At 40.1% G+C, this 16,960-nt stretch carries 16 protein-coding genes and 1 riboswitch; of the genes, 10 read left to right on the top strand and 6 right to left on the bottom strand.

What is annotated here, in order from left to right:
* Positions 1-40: 40 nt before the first annotated feature.
* Complete coding sequence (gene abuO, locus AC1M9E_RS01105; RefSeq protein ID WP_092767312.1) at positions 41-1,381, bottom strand: multidrug efflux outer membrane protein AbuO; 1,341 nt, start codon at positions 1,379-1,381, stop codon at positions 41-43.
* 279 nt (positions 1,382-1,660) lie between these two features.
* Between abuO and AC1M9E_RS01100 the strand changes: the two genes are divergently transcribed.
* The 7 genes from AC1M9E_RS01100 to AC1M9E_RS01070 all read left to right on the top strand — a co-directional run bounded on the left by AC1M9E_RS01100 (position 1,661) and on the right by AC1M9E_RS01070 (position 8,351).
* Entirely contained in the window at positions 1,661-2,713 is a 1,053-nt protein-coding gene (locus tag AC1M9E_RS01100) for a hypothetical protein (RefSeq protein WP_481607870.1), read from the top strand.
* A 40-nt stretch (positions 2,714-2,753) separates the two neighbouring features.
* Positions 2,754-2,873, top strand: a riboswitch (TPP riboswitch).
* Between the two features lie 87 nt (positions 2,874-2,960).
* The gene (thiC, locus tag AC1M9E_RS01095) at positions 2,961-4,856 is read left to right on the top strand and encodes a phosphomethylpyrimidine synthase ThiC (RefSeq protein ID WP_481591483.1); all 1,896 of its coding nucleotides are present in this window, start codon (positions 2,961-2,963) and stop codon (positions 4,854-4,856) included.
* A 73-nt stretch (positions 4,857-4,929) separates the two neighbouring features.
* On the top strand, positions 4,930-5,556 hold the full coding sequence (locus tag AC1M9E_RS01090) for an NUDIX domain-containing protein (protein WP_481607871.1): 627 nt from the start codon (positions 4,930-4,932) through the stop codon (positions 5,554-5,556).
* 3 nt (positions 5,557-5,559) lie between these two features.
* The gene (cpdA, locus tag AC1M9E_RS01085; RefSeq protein WP_481590437.1) at positions 5,560-6,366 is read left to right on the top strand and encodes a 3',5'-cyclic-AMP phosphodiesterase; all 807 of its coding nucleotides are present in this window, start codon (positions 5,560-5,562) and stop codon (positions 6,364-6,366) included.
* Between the two features lie 206 nt (positions 6,367-6,572).
* The gene (dksA, locus tag AC1M9E_RS01080) at positions 6,573-7,094 is read left to right on the top strand and encodes an RNA polymerase-binding protein DksA (RefSeq protein ID WP_035263919.1); all 522 of its coding nucleotides are present in this window, start codon (positions 6,573-6,575) and stop codon (positions 7,092-7,094) included.
* Positions 7,095-7,153: 59 nt separating this feature from the next.
* Positions 7,154-8,017: a tRNA glutamyl-Q(34) synthetase GluQRS gene (gene gluQRS / locus AC1M9E_RS01075; RefSeq protein ID WP_481607872.1), complete on the top strand. Its 864-nt coding sequence runs from the start codon at positions 7,154-7,156 to the stop codon at positions 8,015-8,017.
* Between the two features lie 79 nt (positions 8,018-8,096).
* Complete coding sequence (locus AC1M9E_RS01070) at positions 8,097-8,351, top strand: zinc-ribbon domain-containing protein (protein ID WP_035263916.1); 255 nt, start codon at positions 8,097-8,099, stop codon at positions 8,349-8,351.
* A gap of 16 nt (positions 8,352-8,367) precedes the next feature.
* On the opposite strand, the gene ftsW is transcribed toward AC1M9E_RS01070, so the two are convergent.
* From ftsW to AC1M9E_RS01045, 5 genes are all read right to left on the bottom strand, one after another.
* Positions 8,368-9,564, bottom strand: a complete 1,197-nt coding sequence (gene ftsW / locus AC1M9E_RS01065; protein ID WP_488224949.1) for a putative lipid II flippase FtsW — start codon at positions 9,562-9,564, stop codon at positions 8,368-8,370.
* Between the two features lie 10 nt (positions 9,565-9,574).
* On the bottom strand, positions 9,575-10,930 hold the full coding sequence (gene murD / locus AC1M9E_RS01060; RefSeq protein ID WP_481591487.1) for a UDP-N-acetylmuramoyl-L-alanine--D-glutamate ligase: 1,356 nt from the start codon (positions 10,928-10,930) through the stop codon (positions 9,575-9,577).
* Between the two features lie 150 nt (positions 10,931-11,080).
* Positions 11,081-11,329 carry a DUF6587 family protein gene (locus tag AC1M9E_RS01055; protein ID WP_488224948.1) on the bottom strand — a complete coding sequence of 83 codons (249 nt, stop codon included), beginning with the start codon at positions 11,327-11,329 and terminating at the stop codon, positions 11,081-11,083.
* A gap of 24 nt (positions 11,330-11,353) precedes the next feature.
* On the bottom strand, positions 11,354-13,210 hold the full coding sequence (gene feoB / locus AC1M9E_RS01050) for a ferrous iron transporter B (RefSeq protein ID WP_488224947.1): 1,857 nt from the start codon (positions 13,208-13,210) through the stop codon (positions 11,354-11,356).
* Positions 13,207-13,458 carry a FeoA family protein gene (locus AC1M9E_RS01045; protein WP_488225190.1) on the bottom strand — a complete coding sequence of 84 codons (252 nt, stop codon included), beginning with the start codon at positions 13,456-13,458 and terminating at the stop codon, positions 13,207-13,209. Before AC1M9E_RS01045 ends, feoB begins: the two co-directional genes overlap by 4 nt.
* A 170-nt stretch (positions 13,459-13,628) precedes the next feature.
* Between AC1M9E_RS01045 and xerD the strand changes: the two genes are divergently transcribed.
* The 3 genes from xerD (at position 13,629) to AC1M9E_RS01030 (ending at position 16,900) form a co-directional block, all read left to right on the top strand.
* Positions 13,629-14,546: a site-specific tyrosine recombinase XerD gene (gene xerD, locus AC1M9E_RS01040; protein ID WP_092767326.1), complete on the top strand. Its 918-nt coding sequence runs from the start codon at positions 13,629-13,631 to the stop codon at positions 14,544-14,546.
* A 109-nt stretch (positions 14,547-14,655) separates the two neighbouring features.
* Positions 14,656-15,471, top strand: a complete 816-nt coding sequence (locus tag AC1M9E_RS01035; protein ID WP_488224946.1) for a DsbC family protein — start codon at positions 14,656-14,658, stop codon at positions 15,469-15,471.
* Positions 15,472-15,595: 124 nt separating this feature from the next.
* Positions 15,596-16,900, top strand: coding sequence for a homoserine dehydrogenase (locus tag AC1M9E_RS01030; protein ID WP_488224945.1), 1,305 nt, complete (start codon positions 15,596-15,598; stop codon positions 16,898-16,900).
* The last annotated feature ends 60 nt before the right edge of the window (positions 16,901-16,960 follow it).

The following is a 16,960-nucleotide window of genomic DNA, read 5'->3' as shown; positions in this document are numbered from 1 at the left end:
ATCAATTGTGAATATTTGATGACAAAACAATCAATTTATTCTATTTTTCAACTAACCATGCATTCATTTGACGAAGCTCATTTTCATTCAATTGACCCACAGAAGCCTTCAACCTCAACACATTCAACACATAATCATATTGAGCATTCACAAAATCTAATCGCGTTGCAAAAGCATTTCTTTGTGCAAGCAACACATCAACCATACTTTTAAGCCCTTCATCATACTGAGCTTGGGATGCTTTCGCGACTAATGCGGAAGAATCCATGGCAGCTTTGCGCGCTTGCAATGTAGCACTATCCATATCAATTTGTAGGTAAGATTTTTTAGCATCTGTGGTTGCTTTACGTATCGCAGCTTCTAATTGGCGTTCCGACTTTTCAACATTTTTTGTCGCTTTATCAATATTAATTTTAGTTCGTCCACCGGTATAGGCATTCCAGTTCATTTCTACACCCACCTGATCAAATTTCCCATCACTTGATATAGCTGTTTGTGGTGACTGTTCACTATAACCATAAGTGGCTACTGCTTCGACTTGAGGATAAAGCGCCGCTTGCTCTACACGTCGCTGATCATTGGCATATTGACGTTGCAAACGCGCTTGTAGAATTTCAAGATTCTGTTCTTGAGCTAATTTAGTCCATTCACTCATGATATTCGGTACAGGCTTTTGATACTCGAAATCATCACTTAAAACAGCGAGCTTTTCTTGGTAAGGTCCAATCAACTGAGCAAGTTGCTCTTGTGCCAAGATTAATTGAACACCTGTCGCAATTCGATTTGCTCGCGCATTTTGATATTGTGCATTCGCTTCGCTCACATCGCTTTCAGCAACTAAACCTTCTTTGAGTTTGGCATTCATCATATTGAGCTGCTCGAATAATGCTTTTTCTTCTTGAGCGTTAGTGAGCGTTAAAGCCTGTTGACGTAGTACATTAAAATAAGCTTCAGAGACATTTAATATATGTTGTTGCTGTTGCTGTTTTAAAGTGACTTCACTCAGTTGAACTGAGGTTTTTACCTGTTTATATCCCTGCCAAGCATCCATTCTGAAAATGGGTTGTCGTGCAGTAATCGCAATTTGACGAGTGGTCGATGTCGATGCCAACAGGTCAGAACTATTAAAAAAAGGATTCGATTCTGTACTTGAACGATTTACATCTTGGTTTTTACGCGTCACATTTCCTGAAACAGTTACTGTCGGCAGCAAATTACCTTTTGCTAAACCTATATTTAACTGATCAGCCTCATACTGCAAAACGTTGGCTTGCCAATTTGGATCGGTTTGCTTTGCTCGCTCATAGGCTTCAACGAGGTTCAATGCAAAGCTCATCGGGCTAAGCGCAATTAAACTGACTGCAAGTAGAGTTTTTTTCATGATAATGACTTCACAGCACCTTAAGCATTTGAATAACAAGTAATTAGAATAGGATGTTGCAAATATAATCTTTAATCGAGCTTTTTACGTATCAATTTTATTATTTTTTCATTTAATCCGGAGAATTATTTTGAATTATGCGCATTGATGTATGTTTTTCATACATTATTTTAACGCTTGATTGCGAAGCAACTACAATAAATTTCACTGTACGGTTTTAAAATAGGTGAAAATCTATTTGCGCCTCATTTCACACTTTAACTGTATTTTGATATCTCAATGAAGTCATTTTTGCACACGTTTAAGCCTATTCGTCAATTATTGACTCTTATGGTCGTAAGTCTTGGCTTAACTGCGTGTCAAAAACCGATTTCCGAAGAAATACCTACTGAATCTCCAAACCCAACCCAAAACCAGAACACCACACCTGATCTCAACCTCATTTGTCAAAAACTCAAAAAAGAAATGCTCGGGATAACTGCTCAACGGACTACATTCGCCATTGAGCAAATCAATCAAGATATTCGACTTTGTCTTCCCTTAATGCCCTTTCAGGAACAGAAAGAATTGATCGGTTTGGCAGACATCATGTATAGAAATTTCTTAAGTATAGATCGATCAGCTGATCAGCAAAAAGCTTTTGATTTATATGCTCATGACCAGTCGCAATTTCCGACGATTCAACAATCACAAATTGAAAAATTACATCCAAGAGATCAATATTTACTTCGGCATAAGGGTCAAGCGTATATTGATCTCGTCGATATTAACCACCAAGCAACCTATCAAAGAAACCCATATTATTTAGCACGAGTATTTGCCCCCTATTTCCCTGAGGCAGAACAAGCATTTATGCAAGAACTTGCTGAACAAAATCAGCAAGCACAATTTGAAGATCCTCATTTTCATCTTGAAGCACAAGAGATTTCTAGACGTGCCCAGTATTGGGAAAATTATCTAAAAAAATACCCTCAAAGCAGTTTCCGTTTAGATGCAGAGTACCTTTATCATTTTTATTCAAATCTATTATTTAAAGGTCTCAAACATGATCCTGTTTCTCATGATTTTGAAGGACGTGTTGAAATTGCACCCGATGCTTTAACTGAAATCGAACAACTCGCAAATATGAAAAATAGTCGTTTAGCAGATCAAGCGAGACTTTTCTTAAAATTTATCGAACTGGATTCACAACAAAAAAGTAAATTAACTTCAAATCAGACTGATCAAAATCCGCAAGTTCTTATACAGCTAAGTCACTATTTAAACTTAAAAACTGTTGATCTTGAAAATCGTCGTAATTGCTTTAAAGACGCAATTTGTTATGCATCATAGTCTGATGACTTTAATCTGACTTTATATGTTAATATTTTGGCATCGCTTGACGGAGCGCGAGTAATAACTCGCTGAGATCACCTAAAACATTGTTTTGATGGTGAGTACCGTTGAACCTGATCAGGTTAATACCTGCGTAGGAATCAAGCCATCTAAAAACTTTGTTCTAGGTTATTCATTCAGGATAATTCCGCCACCGTTTTTGGTCGTGCTTGATTCGTTGATGTCATTCATAAGGATCATTGCAATGAACCAATTAACGAATCTTTCAAATACAGATCTCTCTGCTCAACATGAGCAAGATGCTCAAGATCTCACCCGCATTTTACCAGCGTCAAAAAAAGTCTATGTTCAAGGTTCTCGTCCAGATATTCGCGTACCCATGCGTGAAATTGCACTCTCCGATACACCAACGGGCTTAGGCGGTGAGTATAATCCTGCCATTTTGGTGTATGACACTTCAGGTGTTTATACCGACCCTGAGATTCAAATTGATTTAAATCGAGGCCTACCAAACCTCAGAGATACATGGCTTGAAGAGCGCGCAGATACAGAACAACTCGCGACATTAAGCTCAAAATTTGGGCGAGAACGTCTTCAAGATATTCGTACAGCTGGCATTCGTTTCGCACATATCCAGAAACCTCGTCGAGCTAAACCAGGACATAACGTTACGCAAATGCATTATGCTAAGCAGGGTATTATCACGCCTGAAATGGAATACATTGCGATTCGAGAAAACCAAAAACAGCGCGAAGGTGTGGATACTCGCCAACATGTTGGTCAAAACTTTGGTGCAAAAAATTTATTAGAAATTACACCCGAATTTGTACGCCAAGAAGTCGCTGCAGGTCGTGCCATTATTCCTGCCAATATCAATCATCCTGAACTCGAACCGATGATTATCGGACGAAATTTCCTAGTGAAAATCAATGCCAATATTGGCAACTCAGCACTGGGTTCATCCATTGATGAAGAAGTGGCAAAAATGACATGGGCAACACGTTGGGGTGCTGACACCATCATGGATTTATCTACGGGTAAAAATATTCACGAAACACGCGAGTGGATTATTCGAAACTCCCCTGTACCTATTGGAACTGTTCCGATTTATCAAGCATTAGAAAAGGTGGATGGAATAGCAGAAGATCTTACATGGGAAATTTTTAAAGACACTTTAATCGAACAAGCTGAGCAAGGGGTTGATTACTTCACGATTCATGCTGGTGTTTTATTGCGCTATGTTCCTCTCACAGCCAATCGCTTAACGGGCATCGTTTCACGCGGTGGTTCAATCATGGCACAGTGGTGTCTTGCACATCATAAAGAAAATTTCTTATACACCCATTTTGATGAAATCTGCGAGATCATGAAAGCCTATGATGTCTCATTCAGCTTAGGTGATGGTTTACGCCCTGGGTGCATTCAAGACGCCAATGACGAAGCCCAATTTTCCGAACTGCGTACATTAGGAGAATTAACCCATCGAGCTTGGGAACACGATGTGCAAGTCATGATTGAAGGTCCTGGTCATGTTCCTATGCATATGATTAAAGAAAATATGGATTTACAACTTGAGGTTTGCAAAGAAGCACCTTTTTATACATTAGGACCATTAACAACAGATATTGCACCTGGTTATGATCATATTACTTCAGCAATTGGTGCAGCCATGATCGGTTGGTATGGAACAGCGATGCTTTGTTACGTAACACCTAAAGAGCATTTAGGTCTACCCAATAAAAAGGACGTCAAAGATGGCATTATCACCTATAAAATTGCAGCACATGCTGCAGACCTCGCCAAAGGACACCCAGGTGCTCAAGTCCGTGATAATGCGCTTTCAAAAGCACGTTTTGAGTTTCGTTGGGAAGATCAATTTAACTTAAGTTTAGATCCTGATACGGCACGTAGTATGCATGATGAAACCATGCCTAAAGAGGCACATAAATCAGCGCATTTCTGTTCGATGTGTGGACCTAAATTTTGCTCAATGAAGATTACCCAAAATGTGCGTGAATACGCTCAAAATCAGCAGTCTGATAACCTAGATCTCAAGTTAAATCAAGAGATTGAATCAGGTCTCAACGCCATGAAAAATGAGTATCATAAGCAAGGACAAAAGTTGTATCAGAAGCTGTAAAAATTAAAAAATCTGTTTTTCTTTAATGCAATCTCAGTTAGGATGAAATAAATTTTTGTCCTAACGTATACGAATGAAAATTCTTGAAAAAGCCACCTACAATAATAAAGATTTTAAGGTCCATTCTCGCGAATCCCTTTATCAAGGATTCATTCGTATAGAGAAAGTGAGCATCACACATCGTTTATTTGGTGAGAATACTTATACCCCAACAATTCATCGTGAATTAGTGCATCGAAAAGAAGCTGCTGGTGTACTCATCTACAATGATGCACTCAAGCGCTTTGCACTGATTGAACAATTCCGAATTGGTGCAATCGATGATCCTATCTCCCCATGGCAACTAGAAATCATTGCAGGCGTATTAGATGGCGATGAATCACCTGAAACATGCATTCAGCGTGAGAGTTTAGAAGAATCTGGTTGTGAAATTCGTAATCTGGCACATTTATTTACCTTCTACCCTTCTGCTGGTGCGTGCGATGAAGTTTTTCATTTGTATGTTGCAGAAGCAGATCTTCCTGAGCAAGGCGGTATTCATGGTATGCCAGATGAAGGTGAGAATATCCAACTGCATATCTTAGCTTATTCAGATCTTGAACCATTATTGGCATCCAAACGATTGTGTAATGCACCTGTCATCATGGCTCTGCAATGGCTCAAACAGCACATTGCCACTACCTCTATAGCGCTGAGGTAATTTATGACGCCTTTAATCAAACAGAATAAAAATGATCAGCTCATTATCCAAATTACCGATACTCATCTCATGGATCATCCTGACACGCCGTTTGTTCAGATAAATCCTGAACAAAGTTTTCATGCAGTGATCAATGATATTTTAAATCGCTATCAAGACATTGATGCGATTATTCATACAGGTGACTTGGCACAGGTACCACATGAGGCAACTTATCAGCGATATTTGAGTTTCATGAAAAATTTGAATATTCCGTTTTATCAAATTCCAGGGAATCATGATGATGCCGAATATTTTCCTTTTGCAGCGCCTGATCCTATACCGGCCGTGTTAACTTTCGAAACGTGGAAAATCGTCCTATTAAATAGTGCTGTGCCCCACAAAGTAGATGGTTGGATTAAAGCAGAACAATTGAATCATTTATCAATGATTCTTCAGGAAACACAGCAGCACCCTGTCATTTTGGCGTGTCATCATCACCCACTTGAAATGAAGTCCAAGTGGATTGATCGACACATCTTAAAAAATTCAGATCAATTGACCCAGATCATGGCAGAGTATCAACACATTCAAGCAGTGATCTTTGGACATGTGCACCAAGATTCGTTGAATGTTTGGAAAAATATTCAATTTTTATCAACGCCCTCCACCTCCGTTCAGTTTAAACCAAAGACTGAAGATTTTGCCTTTGATGACCTTGCACCAGGCTATCGCAGCCTACTACTGAAAACTGACGGTAGCTTTGAAACACGTGTTCATCGCCTACAAAATTTCGCGCAAAATATTAATAAAGAAATTTCAGGTTATTAGCTTTTCTTTTAAAGTGTTTTGGATTAAGTTATCTGTCCGAATGGAATCTGAACAGTCCAAAACAGATATTCATAGCTTTCATCTTTGATAAAAAATCTATATGATGACGCCCCCGATAGCAACAATCTATCGGAAGCGATAAAAACACTTGCATATCACCATATTTTTTGCGTACGCAAACACGCATATGATGAGGAATGCCCTTTATGGCGAATGACAACCAAAATCAAGTCTTGGAAGAAAACAACGTAGTTGCTGAAAAAGTAAAACGCGTGCGTAAGACCAAGCCAAAGACTTCCGAAGGCGGTACTACAGCGAGTCTATTTGGCATCGAGCCTTATCAGCCGAAAAAAAATGAAGAATACATGTCTGAAGGTCAACTTGAGCATTTCCGTCAAATTTTATTGGCATGGAAAGACGAGTTAATGTCAGAAGTGGATCGAACATTAAATACAATGCAAGATGAAAATACTGCATTGCCTGATGTAAATGACCGTGCAACGCAAGAAGAAGAGTTTGCGATTGAGCTTCGTACTCGTGACCGTGAACGCAAGTTAATTCGCAAAATTGAACAATCTATCGAAGCAATCAAAAATGATGACTATGGTTTCTGTGAAACCTGTGGGATCGAAATTGGCTTACGTCGTTTAGAGGCTCGTCCAACAGCGACGCTTTGCATTGATTGCAAAACTTTAGCTGAAATTAAAGAGAAACAAAATAACGGTTAATCATGTTATTTAATAATCCTTCCCTAATCCCTCCTTTGATAAAGGAGGGGGACAACAGGATGGCTTATGTGGGTCGGTTTGCGCCATCGCCAACCGGCCCTCTTCATTTTGGATCACTCATTACAGCTGTTGCAAGCTATTGTGAAGCAAGATCTCATGCAGGCAAATGGGTTGTACGAATTGAAGATACAGACATCCCTCGCATATATCCTGGTAGTGAAGAACATATCTTGTCATGTATTGAAGCTTTCGGTTTCGAGTTTGATGACGAAATTATCTTTCAAAAAGACCGTTTAAACATCTATGAATCTGTCTTAAACGATCTTCAGCAACGTAACCTCACCTATGCCTGCCAATGTACACGAAAAATCTTAGGCTCTAATCATATCTATAGCGGTACTTGCCGCGATTTAAAACTACCACACGATCAACAAGCCATTCGGGTTAAAACATCAAACGAGTTGATTTGTTTTGAGGATCTTTTACAAGGTCAGCATTGCTCGAATTTGACCAATGAATTAGGAGATTTTGTTCTTAAACGTCGCGACGGTATTATTAATTATCAGCTCGCCGTGGTTGTGGATGATTATCTACAAGGAATGACTCATGTTGTGCGTGGTGCTGATTTGCTGGATAATACTGAACGACAAATTTGGTTAGGGCGATTATTGGGCTACCCTGAACTTCAGTATATGCATTTGCCCCTAGCAATGAATAAAGATGGCACAAAGCTTTCTAAGCAAAATTTAGCTGTAGCGCTTGATCTCACCCAAGCCCCCCAACTCTTGAACAAAGCTATTCACGCATTAGGACAAGATCCCGTTGATCTAGATCAACCAAATCGCATGCTTCTACAGGCAATTCAACAATGGGATCGTAAGAAAATTCCAGTTAGCACCACCATACAAGGTGTTTTTGAATAGTGTCCATACAGAATCATGCTTGTTATTCAGCTGAAAATGTTTTTGAATTCCATTTAGATAGATTAATCAGGAGTTCATTATGTTTTTTATTTTTGGGGTAGGACCTAAAACCATCAAAACGGAAAAGGGGCAATTTCTATGCCCAGTCTGTCGTACATATAGCAATTATGAAATTAAACAACAACGCAATTATTTTTCTTTATTTTTTATTCCATTGATTCCACTATCAAAACCCAAATCTGGTCAAGTCACCTGTTTAAACTGTGGCACACATATGCCAACAATGGTGTTGCAGCAAAATAGTACCCCACCATCATCAGATTTGAATGCTTAAGATACAATCGTGTATTTTAAAAGCTAGATACTTCCTTAGCCTGATTCTTTTCTTGGGTTGTTGCTTCAATTTTCAGCATTAAACTGACCATGACAGCACACATAATCAGAGATGAACCACCATAACTAATAAATGGTAAAGTTAAACCTTTTGTTGGGAGCAGCCCCATATTCATGCCAGCATTTACCATAATTTGCAGAACAAAAATAATGCTAATCCCGTAAGCCAAATAACCCGCTCTCAAGAATTGATGTTGAATGGCACGATGCCCAATTCGAATACACGCACCCACCATAAGAAATGACAGTGCGAGAACAACCGTAATGCCCATGAAACCGAACTCTTCTGCCAAAATAGCCAACATAAAGTCCGTATGCGCCTCAGGGAGATAAGACATTTTTTGAATACTATGGCCTAAGCCTACCCCTAACCATTCACCACGTCCAAAGGCCATAAGCGCATTTGAAAGCTGATAACCAGAACCTAAAGGATCTGCCCATGGATTGGTAAAAGACATTAAACGCTCGAAACGATAAGGCTCGAACACAACCAGCACTACAAATGCCATGATAATGGCACCCAATGCAATACCAAACTGGATTAGTGGCGCACCTGCAAGAAAGAACACCCCTAACATCGTTAAGGCAACCACTACCGTTGCACCTAAGTCAGGTTCAGCAATAATCAAACCAACTGTACATAGCATTACTGTTGCTAACCGTGCCAGCCCTTTCACATTATTCCGCACTTCTTCTGCCCGACGGACAACATAATCTGCAGTAAAAATAGCCATCATCACTTTCGCAGCTTCAGTAGGCTGGAAGGTAAATCCTGCGATTCGAATCCAACGCGTCGAACCGTTCACTTCCGAACCGACTAATAACACCGCGACAAGCAATGCCATAGTCATCATCCATAACGGAAATGTGTTATTAAACCAGGTATTTAACGAAACACGATAAACCAAAATTGCTGCGATAAACGCAACCACGATGGATATGGCATGGCGGATGACATAGTGGAATGGATTTTCATGCAATCTTTCTGCGTAAGGCATAGAAGCTGAACCAACCATCACCGTTCCAATACAGAGCAGTGCAATCACACAAAAAATTAGAACATTCCTTGATGTAATTTCACTTGGAATACGTGGTAACCAACGTTGGTAAATTTTATTCACTTTATCAATCGTTGTCTGAGCTGACTCAGCCATATCTTCGTCCTTATTGTTCTTCGTGCAGCGCATTCACACAAGCAACAAATTGATGTCCGCGTTGTGGATAACCAGTAAACATATCAAAACTTGCACATGCCGGCGAAAGCAATACCACATCATGTTGCTGTGTATTTGCTTGGCATAATTTTACTGCTTCTTCTAATGATGTAGCGTGAAGAATTGTGGTTGTGCCTTGAATTGCTTGTTCAATCACTGGCGCATCTTCACCAATGAGTACCGCGAGTTTTGCAAATTCCGTTAATGATTTTCTTAAAGCAGTAAAATCTTGCCCTTTACCTTGACCACCTAAAATGATGGCAACTTTAGCTTTCTGTACTGCGATCGCCGCACCTAAGCCGTCTAATGCTGCTAAGGTTGCCCCAATATTTGTACCTTTTGAGTCGTTATAATAACGAACACCTTGCACTTCTTTGACAAATTCGCAGCGATGTTCCAACCCCTTGAAGGTTTTCAAAGTTTCCAGCATGACCTCTAATGGTAGACCTATCGCTTCACCTAAGGCTAAACACGCAAGTGCATTTGCGACATTGTGTGTCCCTTGAATATACATCTCAGAACTTTTCAATAAACGTTCACGCCCCCTTGCTAACCACATCGTGCCATCAGTATCTCTGAGTACACCATACTGATTCATATCTGGTGCATTGAGCCCAAAACTCTGCATTGGCGTTGCATCAGGTACTAAAGGACGTGTCAAAGAGTCATCCCGATTGAAGACCACTTTCTTGACACCTTGAAAAATACGATGTTTGGCAGTGTGATATCCCATCATATCGCCATGACGATCGAGATGGTCTTCGCTCATATTTAAGACGACAGCAACTTCAGCATTTAAGTTCGATGTAGTTTCTAATTGGAAACTGGATAGTTCTAAGATATATAGCTCTGGATCATCTTTGGTTAAATCTAAGGCTGGACGTCCTAAATTCCCCCCTACAGCGACTTTCTTGCCTGCATATTTCGCCATTAAGCCGATCAAGGTGGTCACTGTGCTTTTTGCATTAGAACCTGTTATTGCAACAATAGGCTTTTCAGTCGCACGTCGTAAAATTTGAATTTCACTGACAACAGGAATGCCTTGTGCAAGTGCTGTTTGAATCACTGGCAGTTTAGGATCAAGCCCTGGACTGATAATAATTTCCTCAGCAGACAACAACATTTCTTCGTCAAATTTCCCAAAGCTAGTTTGGACTTCAGGTGGAATTTGATCATGTCCAGGTGGAGAGGTCCTCGAATCTGTTACTGCAACGTGATAGCCTTTTTCATGTAGAAAATTTACCGCAGCAACACCCGAAATTCCGAGTCCTGCGACAACTTTTAATCCACCACGCTGTATTAACATTTCTGCCCCATATTTTAGTCTAATTAGAAACTGCCGAAATGTTAGCACTTTGCTGCTTTGAATGCTTTTTTTGATTTCATAATCTTGACATTATTTTGTGTCCATGCGTAAAAAAACCGCCAATTTAGGCGGTTTTTTTATTGAAGTAAACTACTTCCATTTCACAGCTTGAGGGTTTAACTTGGGTGTTTCCTTGTCTGAAACAGGACAAGCGCAATTTCCGCCACATCCAGCAGTCATTTTGGGTTTAAGCCACTTTGATAGTGCCTTCCACCCTTTTCTTTCCGTAGCATCTGACAGTTTCACAAAGACTGAATTTGACGTCTGTGGAAAAACCTTTTTGAATACGACCAATGCACTCCAAAGGACCAATGCCGTAATAATTAGAATTTCAATCATCTCAGTCTCCTCAACTCTTCAGATTTAAGCTAACACGCTGGTCGCGACTTGATAGGTCAAGAACGACATAAAGTACGCTAAACCAAATAAATAGACGGTCATAAAGCCAACTGTCTTCCAAGAACCTGTTTCGCGTCTCACTGTCGCTAATGTCGCCAAACAATGTGGTGCATAAATGAACCAGACCAAAAGTGATAATCCTGTTGCTAAAGACCAGCCCAAATCCCCACCACTACTAATCAGTGATGCCAAGCCTTCCGACATCGCATCCTCATCAACAGCAGACAAAGCATACACCGTGCCTAAAGCAGCAACGACAACTTCACGCGCAGCCATGGCTGGAATTAAGGCAATACAAATCTGCCAATTAAAGCCTAATGGCGCAAAAATTGGTTGCATCAAATGACCTAACATCCCCGCAAATGAATAATCAATCGCAGGTAATGTTGCACCCTCAGGTGGTTGTGGGAATGTGCACAAGAACCATAATAAAATAGAAAGCGCAAAGATGATTCCACCGACTCGCTTTAAAAAGATTTTTGCTCGATCAAGCAAACCAATCCACACATTTTTCAAATCTGGAAAACGATAGCTTGGAAGTTCCATCAATAGCATATGTTGAGATTTATCTTTTTGGAAAAACTTCAACACAAACGATACGATCAGTGCACTCACAATCCCTGCCATATATAGACCGAACAGCACTAAACCTTGAAGGTTAAATAGTCCCCAAACCATTTGAGAAGGAACAAAAGCTGCAATCAACAACGCATAGACGGGTAAACGAGCTGAACAAGTCATCAATGGTGCAACAAAGATCGTGGTCAAACGGTCTCTTGGATCACTAATAGTCCGTGATGCCATGATTCCAGGAATTGCACAGGCAAAACTTGACAGTAATGGAATAAATGCACGTCCCGAAAGACCTGCTTTATACATCAACTTATCAAGTAAGAATGCCGCTCGGGGTAAATAACCTGATTCTTCAAGCACCAAGATAAAAAAGAATAAGATGAGAATCTGAGGCAAAAAGACAACTACACCACCAGCACCCGCGATAATTCCATCAACCACTAAACTATTGAGTAATGGATGGGCAATATTCTCGCCAACAACTTCACCCAACCAGCCAAAGAACGTCTCAATACCATCCATGAAGGGTGCCGCCCAAGCAAAAACTGCTTGGAAAATGACGAACATCATCACCGCTAAACTGAATAGACCAAATACAGGGTGCAGAAAGATTTTATCGAGAAAAACTGAACGTTTATCATCAAATTCAACAAATTGAACGACATCTTTGACAATCGCTTCAACTTTGTCGTGATCAGATCCTTTCAAACCTGTCAGCTCAGTTTGAGGAACAGCATATTTGCCATGATCTAGCGCATTCATCAGGTTTTCAATACCTGAGCGACGTACAGCAACCGTTTCTACAACTGGAATGCCTAAGCGCTCAGAAAGCTTTTGGGTATTTATTTGCATTCCACGACGACGAGCTTCATCCATCATGTTAAGTACGAGTAGCATTGGACGACCCAATTGGATCAACTCCAAAACTAAACCAAGGTGCAACTTCAGATTGGTTGCATCAACAACGCATAAAAATGCATCTTGATGACCTTCTTCCGCAATTTTCCCATAAACAACATCACGGGTGATTTCTTCATCTGGACTAGTTGCGTCTAAACTATACGTTCCTGGCAAGTCTAAAACACGAACCGCTTTACCTGAGTTTAGCGTGAAGTGACCAATTTTTCGCTCAACGGTTACACCTGCATAGTTACCTACTTTTTGGCGTGTTCCAGTCAAATGATTGAATAATGAAGTTTTACCACAGTTAGGATTACCAACAAGGGCAACACGCAACGCATCGCTCATGCCGACACTCCTTCTATTTCAATTTTTTGTGCTTCATTTTTTCTTAAGGCAAAGCGAGTAAAACCCACTTGAACGAGAATTGGATCGCCGCCAAACAGTCCTTTCGTAATGACTTGTACTTTAGTTCCGGAAACAAATCCTAGCGTTTCTAAACGACTTGCCACCATATCTGTAGAAGTACCATCTACAGTGCGATGCACTTGCGTAATGATGGCAGATTGTTTGACTTTCAAATCAGATAAACGCACCGTACCTAACCCTAAAAAATTTTGAACAGTATACATACAAATGAGAATTATTACCGCACTCTCATCAAGAATGATTCGCATCTTCTTATAACACATCGACATGCATAGAAAATTACACTACATTAGATAATCTCAATTAAATCAATCGAATTTCCCAATCGAATATCCCTATGATTAATAAGAAACCTCGAGTTCCTGCACCCATTCAAATTCCAGAACAACTTTCGTTCTTACACGGATTTCGAGATTATTTAATCGCTCAGTCTGTTAGCCCACACACCCGAAATGCCTATCTCACAGATTTAGTCCAATGCAGTACTCTGTTAACCAGCCCCATGACCTTATGGTCACATGATGATATTTCAGATGTACTGATTGAGCTCACCAAACAAGGGAAAAGTCCTCGATCAATTGCTCGCACTTTATCGGCACTTCGGTCTTTCTATAAATTTTTAAGAGAGCAAAATTTAAGAACAGATAATCCTATAGCCGCACATAAAACACCCAAGTTAGGACGAGCGTTACCTAAAGATTTATCTGAGCAAGATGTTGAATCACTCATTCAAGCACCAGATACAAACACAGCGTTAGGCTTGCGTGATCGCACGATGTTTGAAGTCCTTTATGCTTGTGGTTTACGCGTGAGCGAACTGATTAATTTAAGAATAGATCACATCAATCTCAATCAGGGTTTTTTGCGAATCTTGGGCAAGGGAAATAAAGAACGTTTAGTTCCTTTGGGGCAAATTGCTGTGGAATGGATTGAAAAATATTTAGCAGAAGCTCGTCCACAACTCTATAAAAGTGCTACAGATTACTTATTTCTGACCCAACATGGCGGGATTATGAGCCGTCAAAACTTTTGGTATGCCATCAAACGTTATGCCCTCCAAGCAGGTATAGCGACAGAGCTATCCCCCCATACATTAAGACATGCTTTCGCAACTCACCTGCTCAATCACGGTGCAGATCTCCGAGTGGTACAAATGCTCCTCGGGCATAGTGATTTATCGACAACCCAAATTTATACGCATGTTGCACAAATTCGCATGCAACAACTTCATGCTCAGCATCATCCCCGTGGCTAAGTCATCGATCTGAATTTTGTAGCACTGAGCTATAATTTACGATTTGAGAATATTTTTTGTTATGCTTAGCACAGTAAAAATAATGCTGAAAACTTTAAAAGGGTTGTTTATGTTATTTACCCGTTCGAAAATTTTATTCGCTTCTACCCTTGCAACGACGCTTTTTATGAGTGCATGCTCCAAATCTGAAGACACGCAAAAATCTGATGGTACTTTAACGGCAACTGCACCAGCAACGGGCCAAGCATCAAATTTAACTGAGCGAAATGCGCAACAACGCTTGATTCAAAAGTTAGAGAAAAATTTTAAAACTGCCAATATCAATGCCAAAATTATCGAGATTAAACCAACCGAAGTACCAAATCTTTACTGGGTCAATTTAGAGGGTATGACTGCGGTATACACTACTGCAGATGGTCAATATATTTTCCAAGGTGATTTACTACGTTTAGGTAATAAAAAAGTTGAAGATATTGGACAATCCTTCCAGTCGGCATTGAGTAAAGGATTACTAAGCCAGTTAAAAGCTGAAGATCTCATTATTTATCCAGCTAAATCTAAAACCAAACATATCGTTTACGTTTTTACAGATATCAGCTGCCCTTACTGCCATAAATTGCATGAACATATGGATGAAATCAATTCTAAAGGAATTGAAGTTCGTTATATCGCGTGGCCACGTGGAGAACAGTATTTCCCAGCAATGGAAAGTGTCTGGTGTAGTAAAGATCGTAAAACTGCATTTGATCAAGCTATTTCAGGTCAACAATTAAACAATACCAACTGTGAAAATCCTGTTAAAGATCAATACCAAATGGGTTTAAAAATGGGTGTAAATGGAACGCCTGCAATTTACAGCTTAGAAGGTGTTTATCTTGGTGGATACATGACAGCAGATGAAATACTACGTAGCTTAAATAACTAATATTTATGAGATAAATTACTGCTTTTTATACATCAATATTTAACTCGATTGACCCTAGAGTCTGCCTCTTTTTTTAGCTATGATCTAGGTTCAATAAAATTTTACATATTTTTTGGAGTGTGACGTGAAACCAGTTCGTCTGGCAATACTCGGTCTAGGAACCGTAGGTGGTGGTGCCCTTAAACTATTACAAGAAAACGCTGCTGAAATTAGACGTCGCACCGGTCGTGAAATTCAAATTACTTATGTGGGTACTCGTCGCCCTCGCCCAGATTTAAATCTTCCAGACTCAGTTAAACAAAGTGCCGACCTTCTTGATATCGTTCGTCAACCTGATGTTGATGTTGTTGTTGAAGTCATGGGTGGTATTCACCCTGCTTATGAAGTCATCAAAGAAGCAATTGTTCATGGCAAACAAGTTGTCACTGCCAATAAGGCGCTTTTAGCTGAACATGGTAACGAATTATTTAAACTTGCTGAAGACAATGCTGTGCAGATCGCCTATGAAGCAGCTGTTGCTGGCGGTATTCCAATTATCAAAGTAATTCGTGAAGGCTTAGCTGCCAATAAAATCGAGTGGCTTGCAGGCATCATTAATGGTACAGGCAACTTTATCCTAAGTGAAATGCGTGAAAAAGGACGTGCTTTTGCTGACGTTTTGAAAGAAGCGCAAGATCTTGGCTACGCTGAAGCAGATCCAACCTTTGATGTAGAAGGGATTGATGCTGCTCACAAGTTAACCATTCTTGCATCTTGTGCATTTGGTATTCCACTTCAATTTGATAAAGTTTTTACTGAAGGAATTGGTAAAGTTACTGCTCAAGATGTGAAGTATGCTGAAGATCTTGGCTTCCGTATTAAGCATTTAGGTATTGCACGTCGTGCAGAAAAAGGCATTGAACTACGTGTTCACCCAACGCTCATTCCAGATGACCAGTTGATCGCAAATGTAAACGGCGTTAAAAATGCTGTTCTCGTACAAGCGAACGCAGTCGGCCCAACTTTATATTATGGTGCTGGTGCTGGTGCTGGTCCAACTGCTTCTGCCGTAGTTGCTGACGTTGTCGATATCGTTCGTGACATTTCTTATACTGAAGACGGTGCTGGAACTATTCCACAATTAGCATTTGAAGCACTCACAGACTTACCAATTCTAAGTCGTGAAGAAATGACAACGGGTTACTACATCCGTATTAATGCTGAAGATCAAACAGGCGTACTTGCTGAAGTTACTACGATCTTGAGTCGTGCAGGAATCAGTATTGATGCCATTATGCAGCAACCTCGCTTAAAAGACCTTATTCCTATCGTGATTCTGACAGATCCTATTGTTGAATCAAAAATGGATGAAGCGCTTTCACAAATTCAAGCATTACCCGTCATCCATGGCGAAATTGTACGAATTCGTTTAGAATCGCTTGATAATTAATCATCTCGGGTAGAGGGTACTGCTGCCCTCTCCAGCTCTACACACAATTGGAACATCATC

The sequence above is a fragment of the Acinetobacter sp. 24-47-47 genome (genome assembly GCF_057737035.1).
This window is presented reverse-complemented; position numbering and strand designations above follow the sequence as displayed.

Bases quoted from the DNA above. Each gene is read 5' to 3' on its own strand.
- gluQRS (WP_481607872.1), top strand. From the start codon at position 7,154: ATGGCTTATGTGGGTCGGTTTGCGCCATCGCCAACCGGCCCTCTTCAT.
- thiC (WP_481591483.1), top strand. From the start codon at position 2,961: ATGAACCAATTAACGAATCTTTCAAATACAGATCTCTCTGCTCAACAT.
- cpdA (WP_481590437.1), top strand. From the start codon at position 5,560: ATGACGCCTTTAATCAAACAGAATAAAAATGATCAGCTCATTATCCAA.
- feoB (WP_488224947.1), bottom strand. From the start codon at position 13,210: ATGAGCGATGCGTTGCGTGTTGCCCTTGTTGGTAATCCTAACTGTGGT.
- AC1M9E_RS01100 (WP_481607870.1), top strand. From the start codon at position 1,661: ATGAAGTCATTTTTGCACACGTTTAAGCCTATTCGTCAATTATTGACT.
- ftsW (WP_488224949.1), bottom strand. From the start codon at position 9,564: ATGGCTGAGTCAGCTCAGACAACGATTGATAAAGTGAATAAAATTTAC.
- AC1M9E_RS01055 (WP_488224948.1), bottom strand. From the start codon at position 11,329: ATGATTGAAATTCTAATTATTACGGCATTGGTCCTTTGGAGTGCATTG.
- dksA (WP_035263919.1), top strand. From the start codon at position 6,573: ATGGCGAATGACAACCAAAATCAAGTCTTGGAAGAAAACAACGTAGTT.
- abuO (WP_092767312.1), bottom strand. From the start codon at position 1,381: ATGAAAAAAACTCTACTTGCAGTCAGTTTAATTGCGCTTAGCCCGATG.
- AC1M9E_RS01070 (WP_035263916.1), top strand. From the start codon at position 8,097: ATGTTTTTTATTTTTGGGGTAGGACCTAAAACCATCAAAACGGAAAAG.
- AC1M9E_RS01090 (WP_481607871.1), top strand. From the start codon at position 4,930: ATGAAAATTCTTGAAAAAGCCACCTACAATAATAAAGATTTTAAGGTC.
- AC1M9E_RS01035 (WP_488224946.1), top strand. From the start codon at position 14,656: ATGTTATTTACCCGTTCGAAAATTTTATTCGCTTCTACCCTTGCAACG.
- murD (WP_481591487.1), bottom strand. From the start codon at position 10,930: ATGTTAATACAGCGTGGTGGATTAAAAGTTGTCGCAGGACTCGGAATT.
- xerD (WP_092767326.1), top strand. From the start codon at position 13,629: ATGATTAATAAGAAACCTCGAGTTCCTGCACCCATTCAAATTCCAGAA.